Annotated in this window: 14 protein-coding genes; 12 read left to right on the forward strand and 2 right to left on the reverse strand. The window is 61.9% G+C overall.

Translation table 11 applies throughout. The features are described from left to right. Positions 1-63: 63 nt before the first annotated feature. The gene (locus GDV60_RS13020) at positions 64-336 is read right to left on the reverse strand and encodes a DUF1652 domain-containing protein (protein ID WP_159907503.1); all 273 of its coding nucleotides are present in this window, start codon (positions 334-336) and stop codon (positions 64-66) included. A gap of 257 nt (positions 337-593) precedes the next feature. Between GDV60_RS13020 and GDV60_RS13025 the strand changes: the two genes are divergently transcribed. The 4 genes from GDV60_RS13025 to GDV60_RS13040 are packed head-to-tail and all read left to right on the forward strand — an operon-like array spanning position 594 to position 4,383. Continuing rightward, complete coding sequence (locus GDV60_RS13025; protein WP_029299987.1) at positions 594-1,418, forward strand: AraC family transcriptional regulator; 825 nt, start codon at positions 594-596, stop codon at positions 1,416-1,418. Positions 1,419-1,467: 49 nt separating this feature from the next. After that, positions 1,468-2,874: an FAD-binding oxidoreductase gene (locus GDV60_RS13030; protein WP_029299986.1), complete on the forward strand. Its 1,407-nt coding sequence runs from the start codon at positions 1,468-1,470 to the stop codon at positions 2,872-2,874. A gap of 27 nt (positions 2,875-2,901) precedes the next feature. Then, complete coding sequence (locus GDV60_RS13035) at positions 2,902-3,243, forward strand: cupin domain-containing protein (RefSeq protein WP_029299984.1); 342 nt, start codon at positions 2,902-2,904, stop codon at positions 3,241-3,243. Positions 3,244-3,303: 60 nt separating this feature from the next. After that, a complete protein-coding gene (locus GDV60_RS13040; protein ID WP_092236628.1) occupies positions 3,304-4,383 on the forward strand; it encodes a polyamine ABC transporter substrate-binding protein in 1,080 nt (359 codons plus the stop codon). A gap of 183 nt (positions 4,384-4,566) precedes the next feature. On the opposite strand, the gene GDV60_RS13045 is transcribed toward GDV60_RS13040, so the two are convergent. Beyond that, the gene (locus GDV60_RS13045) at positions 4,567-5,361 is read right to left on the reverse strand and encodes a helix-turn-helix transcriptional regulator (RefSeq protein WP_092236630.1); all 795 of its coding nucleotides are present in this window, start codon (positions 5,359-5,361) and stop codon (positions 4,567-4,569) included. 297 nt (positions 5,362-5,658) lie between these two features. Here GDV60_RS13045 and GDV60_RS13050 point away from each other — a divergent pair, with 297 nt between their 5' ends. From GDV60_RS13050 to GDV60_RS13085, 8 genes are all read left to right on the forward strand, one after another. After that, the gene (locus GDV60_RS13050) at positions 5,659-7,023 is read left to right on the forward strand and encodes an APC family permease (RefSeq protein ID WP_159907505.1); all 1,365 of its coding nucleotides are present in this window, start codon (positions 5,659-5,661) and stop codon (positions 7,021-7,023) included. 9 nt (positions 7,024-7,032) lie between these two features. Then, positions 7,033-8,127, forward strand: coding sequence for a P1 family peptidase (locus tag GDV60_RS13055; protein ID WP_092236632.1), 1,095 nt, complete (start codon positions 7,033-7,035; stop codon positions 8,125-8,127). A gap of 532 nt (positions 8,128-8,659) precedes the next feature. Further along, a complete protein-coding gene (locus GDV60_RS13060) occupies positions 8,660-10,108 on the forward strand; it encodes a serralysin family metalloprotease (RefSeq protein ID WP_133714360.1) in 1,449 nt (482 codons plus the stop codon). Positions 10,109-10,324: 216 nt separating this feature from the next. After that, positions 10,325-10,693 carry an AprI/Inh family metalloprotease inhibitor gene (locus tag GDV60_RS13065; protein ID WP_154905912.1) on the forward strand — a complete coding sequence of 123 codons (369 nt, stop codon included), beginning with the start codon at positions 10,325-10,327 and terminating at the stop codon, positions 10,691-10,693. 177 nt (positions 10,694-10,870) lie between these two features. Further along, on the forward strand, positions 10,871-12,622 hold the full coding sequence (locus GDV60_RS13070) for a type I secretion system permease/ATPase (RefSeq protein WP_070994875.1): 1,752 nt from the start codon (positions 10,871-10,873) through the stop codon (positions 12,620-12,622). Beyond that, entirely contained in the window at positions 12,619-13,941 is a 1,323-nt protein-coding gene (locus GDV60_RS13075; protein ID WP_070994874.1) for an HlyD family type I secretion periplasmic adaptor subunit, read from the forward strand. The genes GDV60_RS13070 and GDV60_RS13075 overlap by 4 nt, the downstream gene beginning before the upstream one ends. 2 nt (positions 13,942-13,943) lie before the next feature. Further along, positions 13,944-15,281, forward strand: coding sequence for a TolC family outer membrane protein (locus tag GDV60_RS13080; protein ID WP_159907507.1), 1,338 nt, complete (start codon positions 13,944-13,946; stop codon positions 15,279-15,281). Positions 15,282-15,374: 93 nt separating this feature from the next. Continuing rightward, on the forward strand, positions 15,375-18,299 hold the full coding sequence (locus GDV60_RS13085; protein ID WP_159909219.1) for an autotransporter serine protease: 2,925 nt from the start codon (positions 15,375-15,377) through the stop codon (positions 18,297-18,299). Positions 18,300-18,329: the final 30 nt, after the last annotated feature.

The following is an 18,329-nucleotide window of genomic DNA, read 5'->3' on the forward strand; positions in this document are numbered from 1 at the left end:
GCCCGCTCGCCACAAGAAGCCCGCTCGCCACAGCAAGCCCGTTCACCACAATAAGCCCTGCAACTACGCCTGCCGCAACTGCGGGCGTATAAACGATTCCAGCTCTGCCTCAATCGCTTCGATAATGCGTTCCACATCCGTGGCGTTCATCACCGTGGCACAGGGAATGCCAGCAATGGCGATCAGGGTTTCGCCACTCTCTCGGTCAAACAATCGCGCAATCATGCTGCCGGGCGCGTCCATGCTGCCTTCAAAGCCTATCGGGTGAAAATGCCAGCGCATCAACTGGCAGGCATTGGGGAATGTCACTTTGTTCATGTGGCCAACCTTGTTCATTGAGCGCTTCCTTTAGCTCGCGGCAAGGGCGTCAGGTCCATCAATGGTCCTGACCGTGAAGCTTAAAAAATAGCACTCACTCGCAATAGGTATCGGGTTTTTTTCGGTCCGTTCGGCAGTTGCTTGCAAGAAGTTTGACGTGGGTCATGTCTTACAACTGCTTAGGCAAAAGGCCATTATTTGAAACTGTCACTTTGCCATTGAAGCACTCGGTAAAGTTGTGCAAGCTCCAGGCTTTAGCCGCTTGCGAGTGTTGTATGCCACAGACCGTCCCGGCCGATAGCCCGCAACAGACGCAAGCGACTGCCGACGTAGTGTTGCGCCATCACCTGTGCTGGAAGCACCGCGATCTGGACGGGGTCATGGCGCACTATCACCCAGATATCCAGTACCACGACTTCTTCCAGAACCGCGTGGTGTGCTTCGACCAACTGCGTGAGTACCTGCAAGCCAGCATGCCCCGCGACCCCGATGAGGCTATCGAGCACACTGATCGTATCCGCACCGATGGCGATACTGCATTTATCCAGTATCGCGTGACCTTGCGTGGCGGCCAGGGCCTGGTGTCGTTTCGTACCAGTGAGGCGATCACCGTGCGCGACGGTCTGATCTGGCGTGTCAACGAATACGCATCCCTGGTACACGAACCCGCCACCAGCCGCTCCCAGTCCCAGGCCACGCGACCGACCGTCAGCCGCCTGGGCTTGTCGCCCCAGCAACTGAGCTACCTGGCCAACGATTTGCAGCAGTACTTCCAGCGCCAGCAACCTTATCTCGACCCTGAACTGGACCTGCAACGGGTAGCCAAGGAGTGTGGCTACAGTCGCAACCAGATCTCCTACCTGCTCAACCAGGTACTGGGGCAGAGCTTCTACCGCTACGTCAACCAGGCCCGTCTGCAGCATTTGCTCGCGGCACTGGATGGCGCCACGCCGCCGATCCGCATTGATGAGCTGGCATTTGCCGCCGGATTCAATTCGTTATCGGCGTTCTACAGCTGTTTCCGCCAACACACCGGCCTGTCACCCAAGGCCTACGTGAAACAAATTTCTCTGCGTGCACGCGCGCAAGACGACGACTGAAGCCAGGCACTAGGATCACGCCATCGACGTTTGGTGGTGGAGTTTGGGCATGCCGGCATGGCGCAAGATCAGTTTGTGGATGGACCAGTTGCAAGAGCCGCTGGAGGCGCGCGCGTCCCTGGAGCATGACCTGGATGTCGATGTGGCCATTATTGGCGCCGGCTACACCGGGTTGTGGACTGCCTATTACCTCAAGCGCCACGCGCCGCAGCTCAAGGTGGTGATCATTGAAGCCCAGACTGCCGGTTTCGGCGCTTCCGGGCGCAATGGTGGTTGGTTGATGGGCAACCTCTTGGGCGAAGACCGCTTGCTCGCCGGTTTACCTGCCGAGCAACGCCGGGCCTCGTTTGACCTGCTGCATGGCATCCCCGATGAAGTCGGGCAGGTGCTGCAGCGCGAAGGCATCGACTGCGACTACCGCAAGGGCGGGGCGCTGCACTGTGCCGCCCGCTACCCCGAGCAAGAAGCCAGCCTGCGCGAATACCTGGCCAAGCTCCACGGCCAAGGCCTGAGCGACGCTGACTACCGCTGGCTCAGCCCCGAGCAACTGGCCGGGCAGATCCGTATCGCCTCGGCTTATGGCGCGGTCTATACCCCCCACGTTGCGACGATCCATCCGGCCAAGCTGGTGCGCGGGTTGGCGCGGGTGGTCGAGGCCATGGGCGTGGCGATCTACGAGAACAGTCCGGTCACCCACTGGCAGGCCGCCAGCCTGCGCACCGCAAAGGCCCACGTCCGGGCCTCATGGGTGGTGCCAGCGGTGGAGGGCTATGCCCCGACGCTCAAGCCCCTGGGCCGCTATCAACTGCCGGTGCAAAGCCTGATCGTGGCGACCGAACCCTTGCCTGCCAGTACCTGGGAGGAAATCGGCCTGGATCAGGGCCAGGCTTTTGGTGAAAGCAGCCGCCAGGTCACCTATGGCCAGCGCACCGCGGATAACCGCTTGGTATTCGGGGCCCGCGGTGGTTATCAGTTTGCCGGCAAGTTGCGTCACAACTTCGACCTCACCGAAAGCGAGGTGGAGTTGCGCCGCTACCTGTTCTGCGAGCTGTTCCCGCAACTGCAGCATGTGCGCGTCACCCACTCCTGGGGGGGCAACCTCGGTATGTCGCGGCGCTTTCGGCCGCACATGCTGTGCGACCAACAGAGCGGCATCGCCTTGTCGGGCGGGTACGGCGGGGAGGGCGTCGGCGCCAGCAACCTGGGCGGGCGAACCCTGGCTGACCTGATCCTGGGGCGCGACACACCGCTGGTCCAGCAACCGTGGGTGCTGCGCGATGGCGGCCTGAACGCCCTCAAGGGCTGGGAGCCGGAGCCGTGCCGGTGGCTGGGCTACAACGCGATCATCCGCAGCTTTGTCCACGAGGACCAGACCCTGGCGGATCCGAACACCGCGCCCTGGCGGCGCAAGCTGGCCAGCGGCATGGCCGGCTTCATGGAAGGTTTCATGCACTAAGTCGCTTCAATCACCACAGGTATGACCATGAGCATTACCCAGTTCAAAGACACACTTAACCGCCACCTGCCGGACTCAAGCCCGGTCGCTGTGCCCCTCGGCACCCCGATTGCCGTGGCGTCCACCCTCAGCGTGGAGCGCAGCGATGGTGTCGAAACCGGCATCTGGGAATGCACCCCAGGCCGCTGGCGGCGCCAGATCGTGGCCCAGGAGTTCTGCCACTTTATCCAGGGCCGCTGCACCTTCACCCCCGATGACGGTGAAACCCTGCAGATCGAAGCCGGTGATGCACTGATGTTGCCGGCCAACAGCACGGGGATCTGGGATATCCAGGAGACCGTGCGCAAGACCTATGTGTTGATCCTCTAATCTTTTGATCCTTGATCGCCTGCCATAAAAACAGCCCTATAACCGCCAGGAAATCGAACCATGAGACCCATTGCCCTGTTGCCCTTGATGTTGGTGGCGTCCCTGACCCAGGCCGCCGAAACGGTGAAGATCTACAACTGGTCGAGCTACATCGCGCCGGATACCACCAAGAACTTCCAGAAGGAAACCGGGATCGGTTTCAGCTACGACGTGTACGACAGCAACGAGACCCTGGATGGCAAGTTGATGACCGGCAATTCGGGTTACGACGTGGTTTTCCCGTCCAACCACTTCATGGCCCGGCAGATCCAGGGTGGGGCCCTGAAAAAGCTCGACAAGGGCCAGTTGCCGAACTGGAAGAACCTCAACCCGGTGCTGCTCAAGGCCCTGCAAACCAACGATCCGGGCAATGAACACGGCTTCCCGTACCTGTGGGGCAGCACTGGCATCGGCTACAACATCGACAAGGTCAAGGCCGTACTGGGCGACGATGCGCCGGTCGATTCCTGGGACTTGATCTTCAAGCCCGAGTACATGGAAAAACTCAGCAAATGCGGGGTGGCGATCCTCGATAACGGTCCGGAACTGCTGCCGATCGCCCTGAACTACCTGGGCCTGCCGCACCACAGCAAGAACCCTGAGGACTACAAAAAAGCCGAGGCGCTGCTGATCAAGGTGCGGCCCTACATCGCCTACTTCCACTCCTCCAAATACACCGGCGACCTGGCCAACGGCGATATCTGCGTGGCGGTAGGCTTCTCGGGTGACGTGCTGCAGGCCGAAAGCCGGGCCAAGGAAGCCAAGAATGGCGTGAAGATCGGCTACAACATCCCCAAGGAAGGCGCCGCGATCTGGTTCGACATGGTCGCCATGCCCGCCGACGCCCCGGATGAAAAAGCCGGCTATGCCTTCATGAACTACCTGCTGCGCCCGGACGTGATGGCCGGTATCACCAACTTCGTGCACTACGCCAACGGCAACAGCGCTGCCGACAGCCTGGTAGACCCGGTGATCAAGAGCGACACCAAGGTGTACCCGAGCGAAGAGATGATGGGCAAGCTGTTCGCCCTCGAAGCCATGCCCATGAAGATCGACCGCATTCGCACACGGATCTGGAACACCATCCGCACCGGGCGCTAACGTCTGCAGACGGGCTAGTTGTGGCGAGGGGGCTTGTCCCCCGCTGGGCTGCGCAGCAGCCCTAATAAGGTCCACTCAATTGCATCAGGTAAATCGAGGTGGCTGGTTTTGGGGCTGCTGCGCAGCCCAGCGGGGGACAAGCCCCCTCGCCACGAAAGCCCACGACAGGCCGTTCGCCGGGGCCTAGGGGTTATCCAGGTCGTGCCCCAGCGATTGGATAAACAGCGAAAACAACTCCGGCTGCGACGAGATATCCAGCTTGGCGTAAAGGTGGCGTCGATGCACCTTGACCGTGTCCGGCGAGATGCTCAGGCGTTCGGCCATGGCCTTGGACGAGAACCCGCGCAGGACCAGGCGGGCGATTTCCAGTTCGCGCTCGGACAGCACCCCACTGCCGAAATGGCTCAACGCATCGCGTATCTGGCTGGCCATTGCCTCGCCGGCCGGCGCGCGCCGGGTACTCTGCTGCCAATGCTGTTGCATCAACGGCAGCACCCACGCCGCCAGCAGCGACAGCAGCCCGGTTTCCGTCGCGGTAAATACCCGCTGCATCCCCAATGACAACGACAAGGTGCCCGCCCCAGGCAGTTGCAGGATGAATTGCACCTCATCCTCCAGCACGTTGTCGTGGAAGTAATTGAGGAAGTACTCGCTCTGGCGGAAATGGTCCGGCGCCACTTCTTCCAGGCGGTATACGCCACTGGCGTAGCCTTCGCGGCACGCCTGGAAGAACGGGTCGAGCAAGTACAAGCCATTGAGGTACACCAGCATCGACGCCGGTTTGCTGGTGGGCTGCGCGTCGTACTCTTCCAGCGCCTGGGGCGGGCCATCCACGGGGTAGAAGATCGCCAGGGCGTTATCAAAGGCAAGGTTCTGGTGCAGCAACAGCACCAATTGCTTCCAGAAGCGCTCGGTGCCAATTTGCGACACGGTACGGCCCAGGCCCGCATGCATGCTGATTTCCCTGAACAGGCTCATGTGATGGGTTCCGGTGGCTGAAAGATCGGCCAAGGGTTCGGTTTTTACCCAGCCCCGTCAAGGGGAGTACTCCAATAGGGGAATTGGCCGGTGCAGTGGCTACCCCTACATTCCCTGTAGGAGCGAGCTTGCTCGCGAAAAACGTCAACGCAAACGCGTGCTTGTGGGGTAACCGCCGCGCGCTCAGGTTTTTCGCGAGCAAGCTCGCTCCTACAATAAAAAAATGATCGCTCCTTCTTTTTCGTTTCTGCCTCAAACCAGCTTTCCAATAAAAAGAATAAACAAGAGGATAACGATATGAGCACCACCCCCACGCCTGATGGCGTGCTTAAACCAACCTTGAGTGTGTTCGATGTAGTGGCCATTACCGTTTCAGCGGTGACCCCGGCCAGTTCCGTGTTTGTCATTGCGCCGTTTGCCATCCAGCAAGCCGGCAGTGGGGTGTTCCTGGCGTTTGTGATGGCCGGGCTACTGGCGCTGATGTTCGCCTTTTGCTACGCCGAACTGGGGCGTGCCCATAACAGCGCGGGTGGCGAGTATGTGTACGCCAAGCGGGTGTTCGGCGGGATGGCGGGCTATGCCACCTTCCTCACCGTACTGGTAATGCTGCTGTTTATCCCGCCGGTACTGGCCACCGGCGCGGCGACCTACCTCAACAACGCCCTGGGCACGCAATTCGACTCACAAACCGTGGCTCTGGTGATCGTGGTCTGCAGTTACGCCCTGGGCATCCTCAATATCAAGCTCAATGCGTGGATCACCGGTACCTGCCTGCTGCTGGAAGTGGCGGCGTTGCTGGTAATTGTGTTTATCGGCTTTGGCAACCCGGTGCAGCCGGCCAGTGTGCTGTTCCAGCCGCAGATCGTCGAAAACGGCGTATTGCACCTGGCGCCCTGGGCCCTGGTGATCGGCGCCGTGGGCATCGGCCTGTTCTCGTTCAACGGCTACGGCCCGGCGGTGTTGTTGGCCGAAGACATGAAATGCGGCGGCAAGGGCGTGCACAAGGCGGTGCTGTGGTCCCTGGGCCTGGTGGTGGTGATCGAGTTGGTACCCATCACCGCACTGTTGATCGGCGCCCCATCCCTGCGCGAGATGATCAGCAGCCCGGACCCCATCGGTTACCTGCTGACCAGTCATGGCAATGAAACCCTGTCACGCCTGGTCAGTGCCGGGATCTTCCTCTCCGTGTTCAACGCCATCGTCGCCATCGTGATCCAGATCGGCCGGGTCGTGTTCAGCAGTGGCCGCGATGCGCTGTGGACGCCAACCATCAACAAACTCTTCACCCGCATCCACCCGCGCTGGGATTCGCCATGGCTGGCCACGCTGTTCCTGGCGATCCCTTCGGCACTGCTCAGCTTCAGCTCCAACCTGGCGGACCTGACGTCCTTCAGCGTGTTGTTGATCATGCTGGTGTACCTGATCGTCGCCCTCAGCGCGCTGATGAGCCGGGTGCTGCTGCGTGACCGCGAGCACCCGTACCGCATGCCCCTGTGGCCGGTGCCGGCCTTGCTGGCTGTGGTGGGCGCGGGCTATCTGTTGTTTACCTTGTTTATCACCGCGTCCATGCGCGACATCATGATTATCATCGGCCTGCTGGCCTTGTCGGTGATCCTGTATTGCATCAGCGGCCGGTCGAGTCCGGCGTTCCAGAAACTGTAAGGAGTGGTTATGCGTGCACGTCAATTGGGCATTACGTTGGGGTTGGGCACACCCGGCGAATTGAATGCGATTACCGATGTCCCCGGGGTTCGGGTCGGCCACAGCACGCTCAAGGAGCAGATCGATGGCAAGCAGGTTCGCACCGGGGTCACGCTGATCCAGCCGCGGGCCGGTACTGCGCGGCTGCAGCCGTGTTTTGCCGGGTATCACGTGCTCAACGGCAATGGCGACGCCACTGGCCTGGAATGGATCAGCGAGGCCGGGCTGCTGACCACGCCCCTGGCAATCACCAACACCCACAGTATTGGCATTGTGCGTGACACCCTGATTGCCCTGGAGCGCGACAGCCTGGCTGACCCGGCGGTGTACTGGTGCATGCCGGTGGTGATGGAGACCTATGACGGCCTGCTCAACGATATCTGGGGCCAGCACATCGGCCCGGAGCATGTGCTCCAGGCCATGGCCAATGCCGAATCCGGCCCGGTGCAGGAAGGCGCGGTGGGCGGCGGCACCGGGATGATCTGCCATGAGTTCAAGGGCGGCATTGGCAGCGCCTCGCGCAAGTTGCCGGCGGAGCAGGGCGGCTGGACCGTTGGCGTGCTGGTGCAGGCCAACCACGGCAAGCGCCAGGAACTGCGGGTGGATGGGTATCCGGTGGGGCGCCATTTGATGGAAATTGCCTCGCCGTTTGCCGACCGTGGCACCCCGGGCATGGGCTCCATCGTGGTGATCATCGCCACCGATGCGCCGTTGCTGCCGCACCAATGCCAGCGCCTGGCGCAACGCGCCTCCATCGGTATTGCCCGCACCGGCGGCGGCACCGAGGATTCCAGTGGCGATCTGTTCCTGGCGTTTGCCACCGGCAACCATGACCTGCCGCCTGCGGATTACGGGCGCAAGGACTTGCCCCTCAGTACGGCATTGAACATGGTCAACAATGATCATATTTCGCCATTGTTCAGTGCCGCGGCCGAGGCGGTGGAAGAGGCGATCATCAACGCGATCCTCGCCGGGGAAGACATGACCACCGCCGATGGCGTGCTGGTGCCGGGGCTGGATGGGCAGACGCTGCTGGAGGCAATGCGCCAGACGGGATGGCGCTAAAGGGTTGAGGGGCGCCTGCGTCTGTGGCGAGCAGGCTTGTTGTGGCGAGCGGGCTTGCCCCGCGCTGGGGTGCGCAGCAGCCCCAATAGGACTTCCACGGACGTTCAGGTAAACCGCAGTGCCTGCTTTTAGGGCTGCTACGCACCCCAGCGCGGGGCAAGCCCGCTCGCCACAGGATGTATTGTTTTTATTGACACGGTGACACTTTTAAAATGCAACCCAATCAAATAATTGGATCCATTCAATATTAAAACGTGACCTGTCTGGCATTTAATTATTTAGCACTATTTAATATTTAAATAACCAACTTCCCGCCAGGCAGCCCAAAACAAATAATATAAACACTTCCTCCCCAATGTTTGCAGGCGTTATTCCTTTCGAGCACTTTCCCAGCAAAAAAAATACTGGACGTGTGATTTAAGTTTGTGTCAGTTTTCTTTCGCCTTCATAAGAGGCGAGTGATAGGACGATCTCGCCAGAGAGCGTCATATCGGACAAAAACTGTTCCACTTGCAAACAAGGAAGTACGTTTATGTCGAAAGTAAAAGACAAAGCTATTGTCTCGGCAGCTCAAGCAAGTAGTGCCTATTCACAAATCGATAGCTTTAGCCATTTGTACGACCGCGGCGGCAACCTCACGGTCAATGGCAAACCTTCGTTCTCTGTCGACCAGGCAGCCGACCATTTGCTGCGCGAAAACGCGGCATACCGGGACGTTGACGGCAACGGCAGGATTGATCTGACCTACACCTTCCTGACGTCGGCCTCTTCGGCGACCATGAACAAGCATGGCATCTCCGGGTTCAGCCAGTTCAGCAACCTGCAAAAAGGCCAGGCCGTACTGGCCATGCAATCCTGGGCCGATGTGGCCAATGTCACCTTCACCGAGAGAGCCTCGGGCGGCGACTTCCACATGACCTTCGGCAACTACAGCGCCGGCCAGGATGGTGCCGCTGCCTTTGCCTACTTGCCCGGCACCAATGAGAAGTACCACACGAGCGGCACGGATGGCACCTCGTGGTACCTGATCAACAACAGCTACACCGCCAACATCAACCCGGGTCTGAACAACTACGGGCGCCAGACCCTGACCCACGAGATCGGCCATACCCTGGGCCTGGATCACCCTGGCGACTACAACGCCGGGACCGGCAACCCGTCTTACCGAGACGCGGACTACGGCCAGGACACCCGTGGCTACAGCGTGATGAGCTACTGGGGCGAAAACAACACCAACCAGAACTTCACCAAAGGCGGGGTAGAGGCTTATGCGTCCGGCCCGCTGATCGACGATATCGCGGCGATCCAGAAGCTCTACGGTGCCAACTACAACACCCGTGCCGGCGACACCACCTACGGGTTCAACTCCAACACCGGGCGTGATCACCTCAGCGCCACTTCCAATGCCGACAAGCTGGTGTTCTCGGTATGGGACGGTGGTGGCAACGACACCCTGGATTTCTCCGGCTTTACCCAGAACCAGAAAATCAACCTCAACGAGACGTCGTTCTCCGATGTGGGCGGCCTGGTGGGTAACGTGTCGATCGCCCAGGGCGTGACCGTGGAAAACGCCTTTGGTGGTTCGGGCAACGACCTGTTGATCGGCAACGCAGTGGCCAACACCCTCAAGGGCGGGGCCGGCAATGACCTGATCTACGGCGGTGGCGGGGCCGACAAACTGTGGGGCGGCGCGGGCTCGGACACCTTTGTGTTCGGTGCCAGCTCCGACTCCCGCCCAGGTGCGGCGGACCAGATCCTTGACTTCACCTCGGGTTCGGACAAGATCGACCTGACCGGCATCACCCAAGGCAGCGGCCTGCATTTCGTCAACGCCTTTACCGGCGCTGCCGGCGATGCCGTGCTGACGTACGCCTCGGGTACCAACCTGGGCACGTTGGCGGTGGACTTCGCCGGGCACGGCGTGGCGGACTTCCTCGTCACCACCGTGGGCCAGGCGGCCTACAGCGACATCGTGGCCTGATCAAGGCGTAGGACCTGTGGTGAGCGGGGCTTGCTTGTTGTGGTAGGGGCTTGTCGTGGCGAGGGGGCTTGTCCCCCGCTGGACTGCGTAGCAGTCCCATTTTTCAGGGCCGCTTCGCGCCCCAGCGCGGGGCAAGCCCGCTCGCCACAACAAGCCCGCTCGCCACAGCAGCGCTCCCAACAACAAGTGCTGCTCACCACAAACCGGGTACTGTTGATGACTATTTTTCGTAACGCAATCGCCTGGTTGATCCCGGCGTTGCTCGTGTCGGTAGGAGCCAACGCAATGGCAAGGATTCCTGTTTTACCCAGCACCGCCCAACTGGCCGGGCACTGGCAACTGCGCCAGCAAGAGCAGGTGTGCAAGCTGGATCTGATCGCTCAACCCAACAGCCTGGCTGGTGACATTGATTGTGTGCAGCAGTGGCTGGGGCAAACACCCCTGACCTGGCTGCCCACCCCGGATGGTATCTGGCTGATGAATGCCGAGGGCACCGGAATAACCCATTTGAACCGGCAGAAAGAAGGCGAATATACCGCGCGTTCTGCTACTGGGTTGGAGCTGTTACTGCAACGTACACAATAATAAAGTCATGCGGTTATAGATTTATAACCGCCGGATATAGGGGTATTTACTGGGCGTGACCTATCTCAACCTGTCACTTCCAACGTATTAAACACCTTATAAATAGTTGCCCGCCCCCTTTAGTGGGGCGCTCGGCAGACTATCGCACGTATTTCAGTCCAGGGAAGATCAGGCAACATGGCGAAGACCACTCCCACTGCACCACTGTTTAAAGCCCTCGGCGATTATAAAAGTATCCTGATCAGCGTCGGATGTTTCACTGCGCTGATCAATTTGCTGATGCTGGTGCCGTCCATTTATATGCTGCAAGTCTATGACCGGGTCCTGTCATCGCAGAACGAAACCACACTGGTGATGTTGACCCTGATGGTGGTGGGGTTCTTTGCCTTCATCGGCACCCTGGAAGTGGTGCGCAGCTTTATCGTGATCCGCATCGGCAGCCAATTGGAGCGTCGGTTCAACCTGCAGGTGTACAAGGCCGCTTTCGAGCGCAACCTGCAACGGGGTGAAGGCCACGCCGGGCAATCCTTGGGCGACTTGACCCATATCCGTCAGTTCCTCACCGGGCCGGCGTTGTTTGCGTTCTTCGATGCGCCGTGGTTCCCCATCTACTTGCTGGTGATCTTCCTGTTCAACGTGTGGCTTGGGGTGTTGGCCACGGCTGGGGCCGTGCTGTTGATCGCTCTGGCATGCCTGAACGAATACCTGACCAAAAAACCGTTGCGCGAAGCCAGCGGCTACTCGCAACAGTCCACCCAATTGGCCACCAGCCACTTGCACAACGCCGAGACCATCCAGGCCATGGGCATGCTGGGGGCGCTGCGCGCTCGTTGGTTCCAGGTGCATTCGCGGTTTCTCGGCTTGCAGAACCAGGCCAGCGACACCGGTTCGGTGATCAGCTCCCTGAGCAAGTCCTTGCGCCTGCTCCTGCAATCGCTGGTGCTGGGACTCGGTGCCTTGTTGGTGATCAAGGGCCAGATGACCGCCGGGATGATGATTGCCGGGACCATTCTGATGGGGCGGGTGCTCAGCCCGATCGACCAGTTGATCGCGGTGTGGAAGCAATGGAGCTCGGCCAAGCTGGCCTACCAGCGCCTCGATGAGCTGTTGCAGGAGTTCCCGCCGGGGGCACAGGCCATGGCGCTGCCGGCGCCCAAGGGCCAGGTGAGTTTCGAGCAGGTCAGCGCCGGCCCTCCGGGGCGGCGGGTAGCCACCTTGCACCAGGTCAGCTTCAACCTCGCGGCCGGTGAAGTGTTGGGGGTATTGGGGGCGTCCGGGTCCGGCAAATCGACCTTGGCGCGCGTGCTGGTGGGCGTGTGGCCGACCCTGGCCGGCACGGTGCGCCTGGACGGCGCCGATATCCATCGCTGGGACCGCGACGACCTTGGTCCGCACGTCGGTTACTTGCCCCAGGACATCGAGCTGTTCAGCGGCAGCATCGCCGACAACATTGCGCGTTTTCGCCAGGCAGACCCGGAGCGGGTGGTACAGGCCGCCCAGCAAGCCGGGGTGCACGACCTGATCCTGCGCTTGCCCCAGGGCTACGACACCGTGTTGGGCGACGACGGCAGCGGTTTGTCCGGTGGGCAGAAACAACGGGTGGCCCTGGCTCGCGCGCTGTATGGCGGGCCGCGCCTGATCGTGCTCGACGAGCCCAATTCCAACCTCGACACCGTGGGCGAGGCCGCTTTGGCCAGCGCCATCATGCAGATGAAAGCCCAGGGCAGCAGCGTGATCCTGGTCACCCACCGCTCTTCGGCGCTGGCCCAGGCCGACAAGCTGCTGGTGCTCAACGAAGGCCGCCTGCAAGCATTCGGCCCCAGCCAGGAGGTGCTGCGGGCGCTGTCCGGGCAAGCGGAACCACCCCGTGAAAAGGCCGGCGTCAGCCTCAGCCGTCAATATCCTGCGGCAAGGAATCCTGGCCAATGAGCACCGATAACAGCCTGCCAAACGAACAGATCTTCCCCGAGCGCGATGCGCGCTTTTTCGCCCGCCTGGGTTGGGTGATGACGGTGGTCGGCGCCGGAGGATTCTTCCTCTGGGCCAGCCTGGCGCCCCTGGACCAGGGCATTCCTGTACAGGGCACGGTGGTGGTGTCCGGCAAGCGCAAGGCCGTGCAAACCCTGAGCCCCGGCGTGGTCAGCCGGATTCTGGTGCGCGAAGGCGAGGTGGTCAAACAGGGCCAGCCGCTGTTTCGTCTCGACCAGACCCAAAGCCAGGCCGACGTGCACTCCCTGCAAGCGCAATACCGCATGGCCTGGGCCAGCGTCGCCCGCTGGCAGAGCGAGCGCGATAACTTACCGGCGGTGGTCTTTCCCGCTGAACTGAGCAGCGCCGCCGATCCTGCGCTGGCCCTGGTACTTGAAGGCCAGCGCCAACTGTTCAGCAGCCGACGTGATGCTTTTGCCCGCGAGCAATCGGGGATCCGCGCCAGTATCGAAGGCGCCAGCGCCCAACTCAACGGCATGCGCCGCGCCCGCACTGACCTGAGCGCCCAGGCGCAATCGCTACGTGATCAACTGGCCAACCTGCAACCCTTGGCCGACAACGGCTATATCCCGCGCAATCGCCTGCTGGAATACCAGCGCCAACTGTCCCAGGTGCAGCAGGACCTGGCGCAGAACACCGGTGAAAGTGGGCGTATCGAGCAAGGCATCCTCGAATCGCGCCTCAAGTTGCAACAGCACAGCGAGGAGTACCAGAAGGAAGTGCGCAGCCAACTGGCCGACGCACAGCTGCGCAGCCTGACCCTGGAGCAGCAGTTGACCTCCGCCGGCTTTGATCTGCAACACAGTGAAATCAACGCGCCGGCCGATGGCATTGCGGTGAACCTCGGGGTGCATACCGAGGGTGCGGTGGTGCGGGCGGGGGAAACCCTGCTGGAAATCGTGCCCCAGGACACGCGCCTGGAAGTGGAGGGGCGTTTGCCGGTGAACCTGGTGGACAAGGTCGGCAGCCATCTGCCGGTAGATATCCTGTTCACCGCCTTCAACCAGAGCCGCACGCCTCGGGTGCCGGGAGAAGTGAGCCTGATCTCCGCCGACCAGTTGCTCGACGAAAAAACCGGCGCGCCGTATTACGTGCTGCGCACCACCGTCAGCGATGCCTCCCTGGAAAAACTCCAGGGCTTGGTGATCAAGCCGGGCATGCCCGCCGAGATGTTTGTGCGTACCGGCGAGCGCTCGCTGCTCAACTACCTGTTCAAGCCGCTGCTCGACCGTGCCGGCTCGGCGTTGACCGAGGAATGAGCATGAAGCCCGTATTCATCGCCTTGCTCCTCGCCTGCAGCAGCGCCCAAGCGGCCATGGGCCCGTTCGATGTGTATGAACAGGCCCTGCGTAACGATCCGGTGTTCCTCGGCGCAATCAAGGAGCGTGACGCCGGCCTGGAAAACCGCACCATTGGCCGCGCCGGCCTGTTGCCGCGGCTGTCGTACAACTACAACAAGGGCCGCAACAACTCCCAGGCCAACCTGCCCGATGGCCGTGGCGGCCACTATCACGACGACCGCAACTACAACAGCTTCGGCTCGACCTTCACCCTGCAACAGCCGCTGTTCGACTACGAAGCCTATGCCAACTACCGCAAGGGCGTGGCCCAGGCGCTGTTTGCCGACGAGAGTTTCCGCGACAAGAGCCAGGCGCTATTGGTGCGGGTGCTGACGTATTACACCCAGGCCCTGTTCGCCCAGGACCAGATCGATATCGCCCGGGCAAAAAAGAAAGCCTACGAGCAACAGTTCCAGCAGAACCAGCATCTGTTCCAGCAGGGCGAGGGCACGCGCACCGACATCCTGGAGGCCGAATCCCGTTATGAACTGGCGACCGCCGAGGAGATCCAGGCGCTCGACGAGCAGGACGCGTCGCTACGCGAACTAGGGGCGTTGCTCGGCGTACAGAGTGTCGATATTGCCGACCTGGCACCGTTGAATCAGAGCTTTGCCGCTTTCACCCTGGCGCCGGCCAACTACGACAGCTGGCATGAATTGGCAATCACCAACAACCCGACCCTGGCTTCCCAGCGCCAGGCCGTGGAAGTGGCGCGTTATGAGGTGGAGCGCAACCGCGCCGGGCACTTGCCGCGGATCACCGCGTACGCCAGCTCGCGCCAGCAAGAGTCCGACAGCGGCAACACCTACAACCAGCGCTACGACACCAACACCATCGGTATTGAAGTCAGCGTGCCGCTGTATGCCGGGGGCGGCGTCTCGGCGTCGACCCGCCAGGCCGCCCGCTCCATGGAGCAGGCCGAGTACGAACTGGAGGGCAAGACCCGCGAAACCCTGATCGAGTTGCGTCGCCAGTTCAGCGCCTGCCTGTCGGGGGTGAGCAAACTGCGGGCCTATCAAAAGGCCTTGGTCTCCGCCGAGGCGCTGGTGGTGTCGACCAAGCAGAGCATCCTCGGTGGCGAGCGGGTCAACCTGGATGCCCTCAACGCCGAACAGCAGTTGTACAGCACCCGTCGCGACCTGGCCCAGGCCCGCTACGACTACCTGATGGCCTGGACGAAGTTGCACTACTACGCGGGCAATCTGCGTGACACCGACCTGGCCAAGGTCGACGAAGCCTTCGGCCCAGCCCAACGCTGACCCTGCGGGAGCCGGCTCCTACAGGGGATAACCCACACAATAAAAATGAGGAAGGTCACCGTGAATGCAAAACAACGAGGCTATCACTGCGTCATGCTGTGTGGGCTGGCCAGCCTGGGTACCGTCCAGGCCGCGCCCTACGTGGAAGCGGGCAAGCCGGGCGACGCCGCCAGTTGGCGCACGGCGGAGTTCCAGCGCGACTGGGGCCTGGGCCGCATGCAGGCCGATCAAGCCTATGCGGCCGGCATCAGCGGGGCCGGGGTGAAGATCGGCGCCCTGGACTCGGGCTTCGATGCCAGCCACCCCGAAGCCTCCCCGGCGCGCTTCCACCCGGTGACCGCCAACGGCACCTATGTGGATGGCAGCCCGTTCTCCACTACCGGTGCGCTGAACCCCAACAACGACTCCCACGGCACCCATGTCACCGGCACCATGGCCGCTGCGCGTGACGGCACCGGCATGCACGGCGTGGCCTACAACGCGCAGCTCTATGTGGGCAATACCAACGCCAACGACAGCTTTCTGTTTGGCCCGACGCCTGACCCTAAGTACTTCAAGGCGGTGTACAGCGCCATGGTTGATGCCGGGGTGCGCGCGATCAACAACAGCTGGGGCAGCCAGCCCAAGGATGTCAGCTACCAGACCCTGAATGACCTGCACGCAGCCTATGCCCAGCACTTCAACCAGGGCACCTGGCTGGACGCCGCCGCCGATGTGGCGCGGGCCGGGGTGATCAATGTGTTCAGCGCCGGTAACAGCGGCTATGCCAACGCCAGCGTGCGCTCGGCCTTGCCGTACTTTGAGCCAGAGCTGGAAGGCCACTGGCTGGCGGTCTCGGGCCTGGACCAGGCCAATAACCAGAAGTACAACCAGTGCGGCATCGCCAAGTATTGGTGCGTCTCTACCCCCGGCGCGAAGATCGACAGCACCATTCCCGGCGGCGGTTATGCGGTCAAGTCCGGCACCTCGATGTCGGCGCCCCATGCCACGGGGGCCTTGGCCCTGGTGATGGAACGCTACCCGTACCTGAACAACGAGCAAGCCTTGCAGGTGTTGCTGACAACGGCCACGCAACTGGACGGTTCACTGACCGACGCGCCGAGCGCCAAGATCGGCTGGGGCGTGCCGGACCTTGGCCGGGCGATGCATGGGCCGGGACAGTTGCTGGGCGCCATGGACGTCAATCTGGCGGCCGGGCAGGGCGATGTATGGAGCAATGGCATCTCCGACAAGGCGCTGCTGCAGCGCCAGGCCGAAGACAGCGCTGAGCACCTGGCCTGGCAACAGACCTTGCAGGACAAAGGCTGGGAAAATGGCATCGGCGCCGGCGCCAGCCAGCAGGAACAGACTGACTACGCCGTGGGCATGGCCCGGGATGCGGCCGCGGCCCAGCGCATTTACCAAGGCAGCCTGATCAAGTCCGGCGCCGGTAGCCTGGTGCTCAGCGGCGACAGCACCTATCGCGGCCCGACCACGGTCAATGGTGGGGTGTTGAAGGTCGATGGTTCGCTGGCATCGCAGGTCACGGTCAACGATGGCGGGACCTTGGGCGGTTCCGGGCGCATTGGCGCGTTGCAGGCCAACAGCGGCAGTGTGGTTGCGCCGGGCAATTCCATCGGCACCTTGAATGTGAGCGGGGATGTGAGCTTCGACGCCGGCTCCACCTATGCCGTGGAGCTGTCGGACGCCAGCAGTGATCGCATCGTTGCCGGCGGCAAGGCCAGCCTCAACGGAGGCACCGTGACCCTGGCCCTGGAAAACAGCCCGAGCCTGCTCAGCCAGCCCCAGGCGCAAAGCCTGATCGGTCGCCAGTACACCATTTTGCAGGCGGCGGGCGGGGTCACCGGCAGTTTTGGTGCGGTATTGCCCAACTACCTGTTCCTCGGTGGCGACCTCGACTACAGCGGCAACGGCGTGCAACTGGCAATCGCGCGCAATGACGCAAGCTTTGCCAGCGTCGCCGCAACCCGTAACCAGCGCGCCGTGGCGGCTGCGGCCGAGCAACTGGGCGCTGGCAACCCCGTGTATGAAAGCGTGCTGAGCAGCGACTCCAGCGGGGTTGCCCGCCAGGCCTTCCAGCAGTTATCTGGCGAGATCTACCCGGCGGTGGGCGCCATGCTGATCAACGACAGCCGCCATGTACGCGATGCCGTCGGTGAGCGCCTGCGCCATGTGCCTGTGACGGGCGAAAGCAACCTGTGGATCAAGGCCCTCGGTGCCTGGGGCAAGGCCGACAGCCAAAGCGAATATGCCGGTTACACCCGCTCTATCGGCGGGATGTTGCTGGGCGTGGATGGCCAGTGGGACGAGCAGACCCGCGTGGGTGTGATGGCGGGCTATAGCGACAGTTCGCTGAACATGGGCGATGGCACGCATTCGTCGGCCGATATCGACAGCTATCACCTGGGCACCTACGCCGGGCGTGAGCTGGGCAACTGGCGCCTTAGCGTGGGCGGTGCCTATAGCTGGCATCGCGGCGATGTGCAGCGCGACCTGCAATACGGTGACGTCAGCGCCAAGCAAAAAACCAAACTGGATGCGCGCAGCCTTCAGGTGTTCACCGAGGCGGCCTACCGCCTGGACCTGCAAGCCCTGGCCCTGGAACCGTTCGCCAACCTGGCCTACGTGCACCTGGACAGCGAGCGATTGCATGAAAAAGGCGACGGCGCTGCCCTGCAACGCGGCAGTGATCGGCGTGACGCGACCCTCGGCACCCTGGGCCTGCGCGCGCTCAAAACCCTGCCTCTGAATGACCAGCAGCAAGTGGAGCTCTCCGGTTCCCTGGGCTGGCAGCACAGCCTTACGCCGGTTGAGTCCGAGGAACATCTGGCCTTTGTCGCTGGCGGCCCCTCGTTTGCCGTGCGCAGCACACCGTTGCAGCGCGACGCCGCGCTGGTGGGCTTGAAAGCCAGCCTGGCATTGAGTGACTCCACCCGGGTCAACCTCGATTACAGCGGCCAACTGGGCTCGAAGGAGAGCAACCAAGGGGTGGGCCTGAGCCTCGACTGGCAATTCTAAACTTGCGGCAGGAGCTGGTACGCCGGCTCT

Source organism: Pseudomonas sp. DTU12.1 (assembly GCF_009873475.1).
GTDB lineage: Bacteria > Pseudomonadota > Gammaproteobacteria > Pseudomonadales > Pseudomonadaceae > Aquipseudomonas > Aquipseudomonas proteolytica.

Coding starts and splice junctions, on each gene's coding strand:
- GDV60_RS13035 (WP_029299984.1), top strand. CDS start 2,902: ATGAGCATTACCCAGTTCAAAGACACACTTAACCGCCACCTGCCGGAC.
- GDV60_RS13045 (WP_092236630.1), bottom strand. CDS start 5,361: ATGAGCCTGTTCAGGGAAATCAGCATGCATGCGGGCCTGGGCCGTACC.
- GDV60_RS13065 (WP_154905912.1), top strand. CDS start 10,325: ATGACTATTTTTCGTAACGCAATCGCCTGGTTGATCCCGGCGTTGCTC.
- GDV60_RS13050 (WP_159907505.1), top strand. CDS start 5,659: ATGAGCACCACCCCCACGCCTGATGGCGTGCTTAAACCAACCTTGAGT.
- GDV60_RS13055 (WP_092236632.1), top strand. CDS start 7,033: ATGCGTGCACGTCAATTGGGCATTACGTTGGGGTTGGGCACACCCGGC.
- GDV60_RS13060 (WP_133714360.1), top strand. CDS start 8,660: ATGTCGAAAGTAAAAGACAAAGCTATTGTCTCGGCAGCTCAAGCAAGT.
- GDV60_RS13025 (WP_029299987.1), top strand. CDS start 594: ATGCCACAGACCGTCCCGGCCGATAGCCCGCAACAGACGCAAGCGACT.
- GDV60_RS13085 (WP_159909219.1), top strand. CDS start 15,375: ATGCTGTGTGGGCTGGCCAGCCTGGGTACCGTCCAGGCCGCGCCCTAC.
- GDV60_RS13030 (WP_029299986.1), top strand. CDS start 1,468: ATGCCGGCATGGCGCAAGATCAGTTTGTGGATGGACCAGTTGCAAGAG.
- GDV60_RS13075 (WP_070994874.1), top strand. CDS start 12,619: ATGAGCACCGATAACAGCCTGCCAAACGAACAGATCTTCCCCGAGCGC.
- GDV60_RS13020 (WP_159907503.1), bottom strand. CDS start 336: ATGAACAAGGTTGGCCACATGAACAAAGTGACATTCCCCAATGCCTGC.
- GDV60_RS13080 (WP_159907507.1), top strand. CDS start 13,944: ATGAAGCCCGTATTCATCGCCTTGCTCCTCGCCTGCAGCAGCGCCCAA.
- GDV60_RS13070 (WP_070994875.1), top strand. CDS start 10,871: ATGGCGAAGACCACTCCCACTGCACCACTGTTTAAAGCCCTCGGCGAT.
- GDV60_RS13040 (WP_092236628.1), top strand. CDS start 3,304: ATGAGACCCATTGCCCTGTTGCCCTTGATGTTGGTGGCGTCCCTGACC.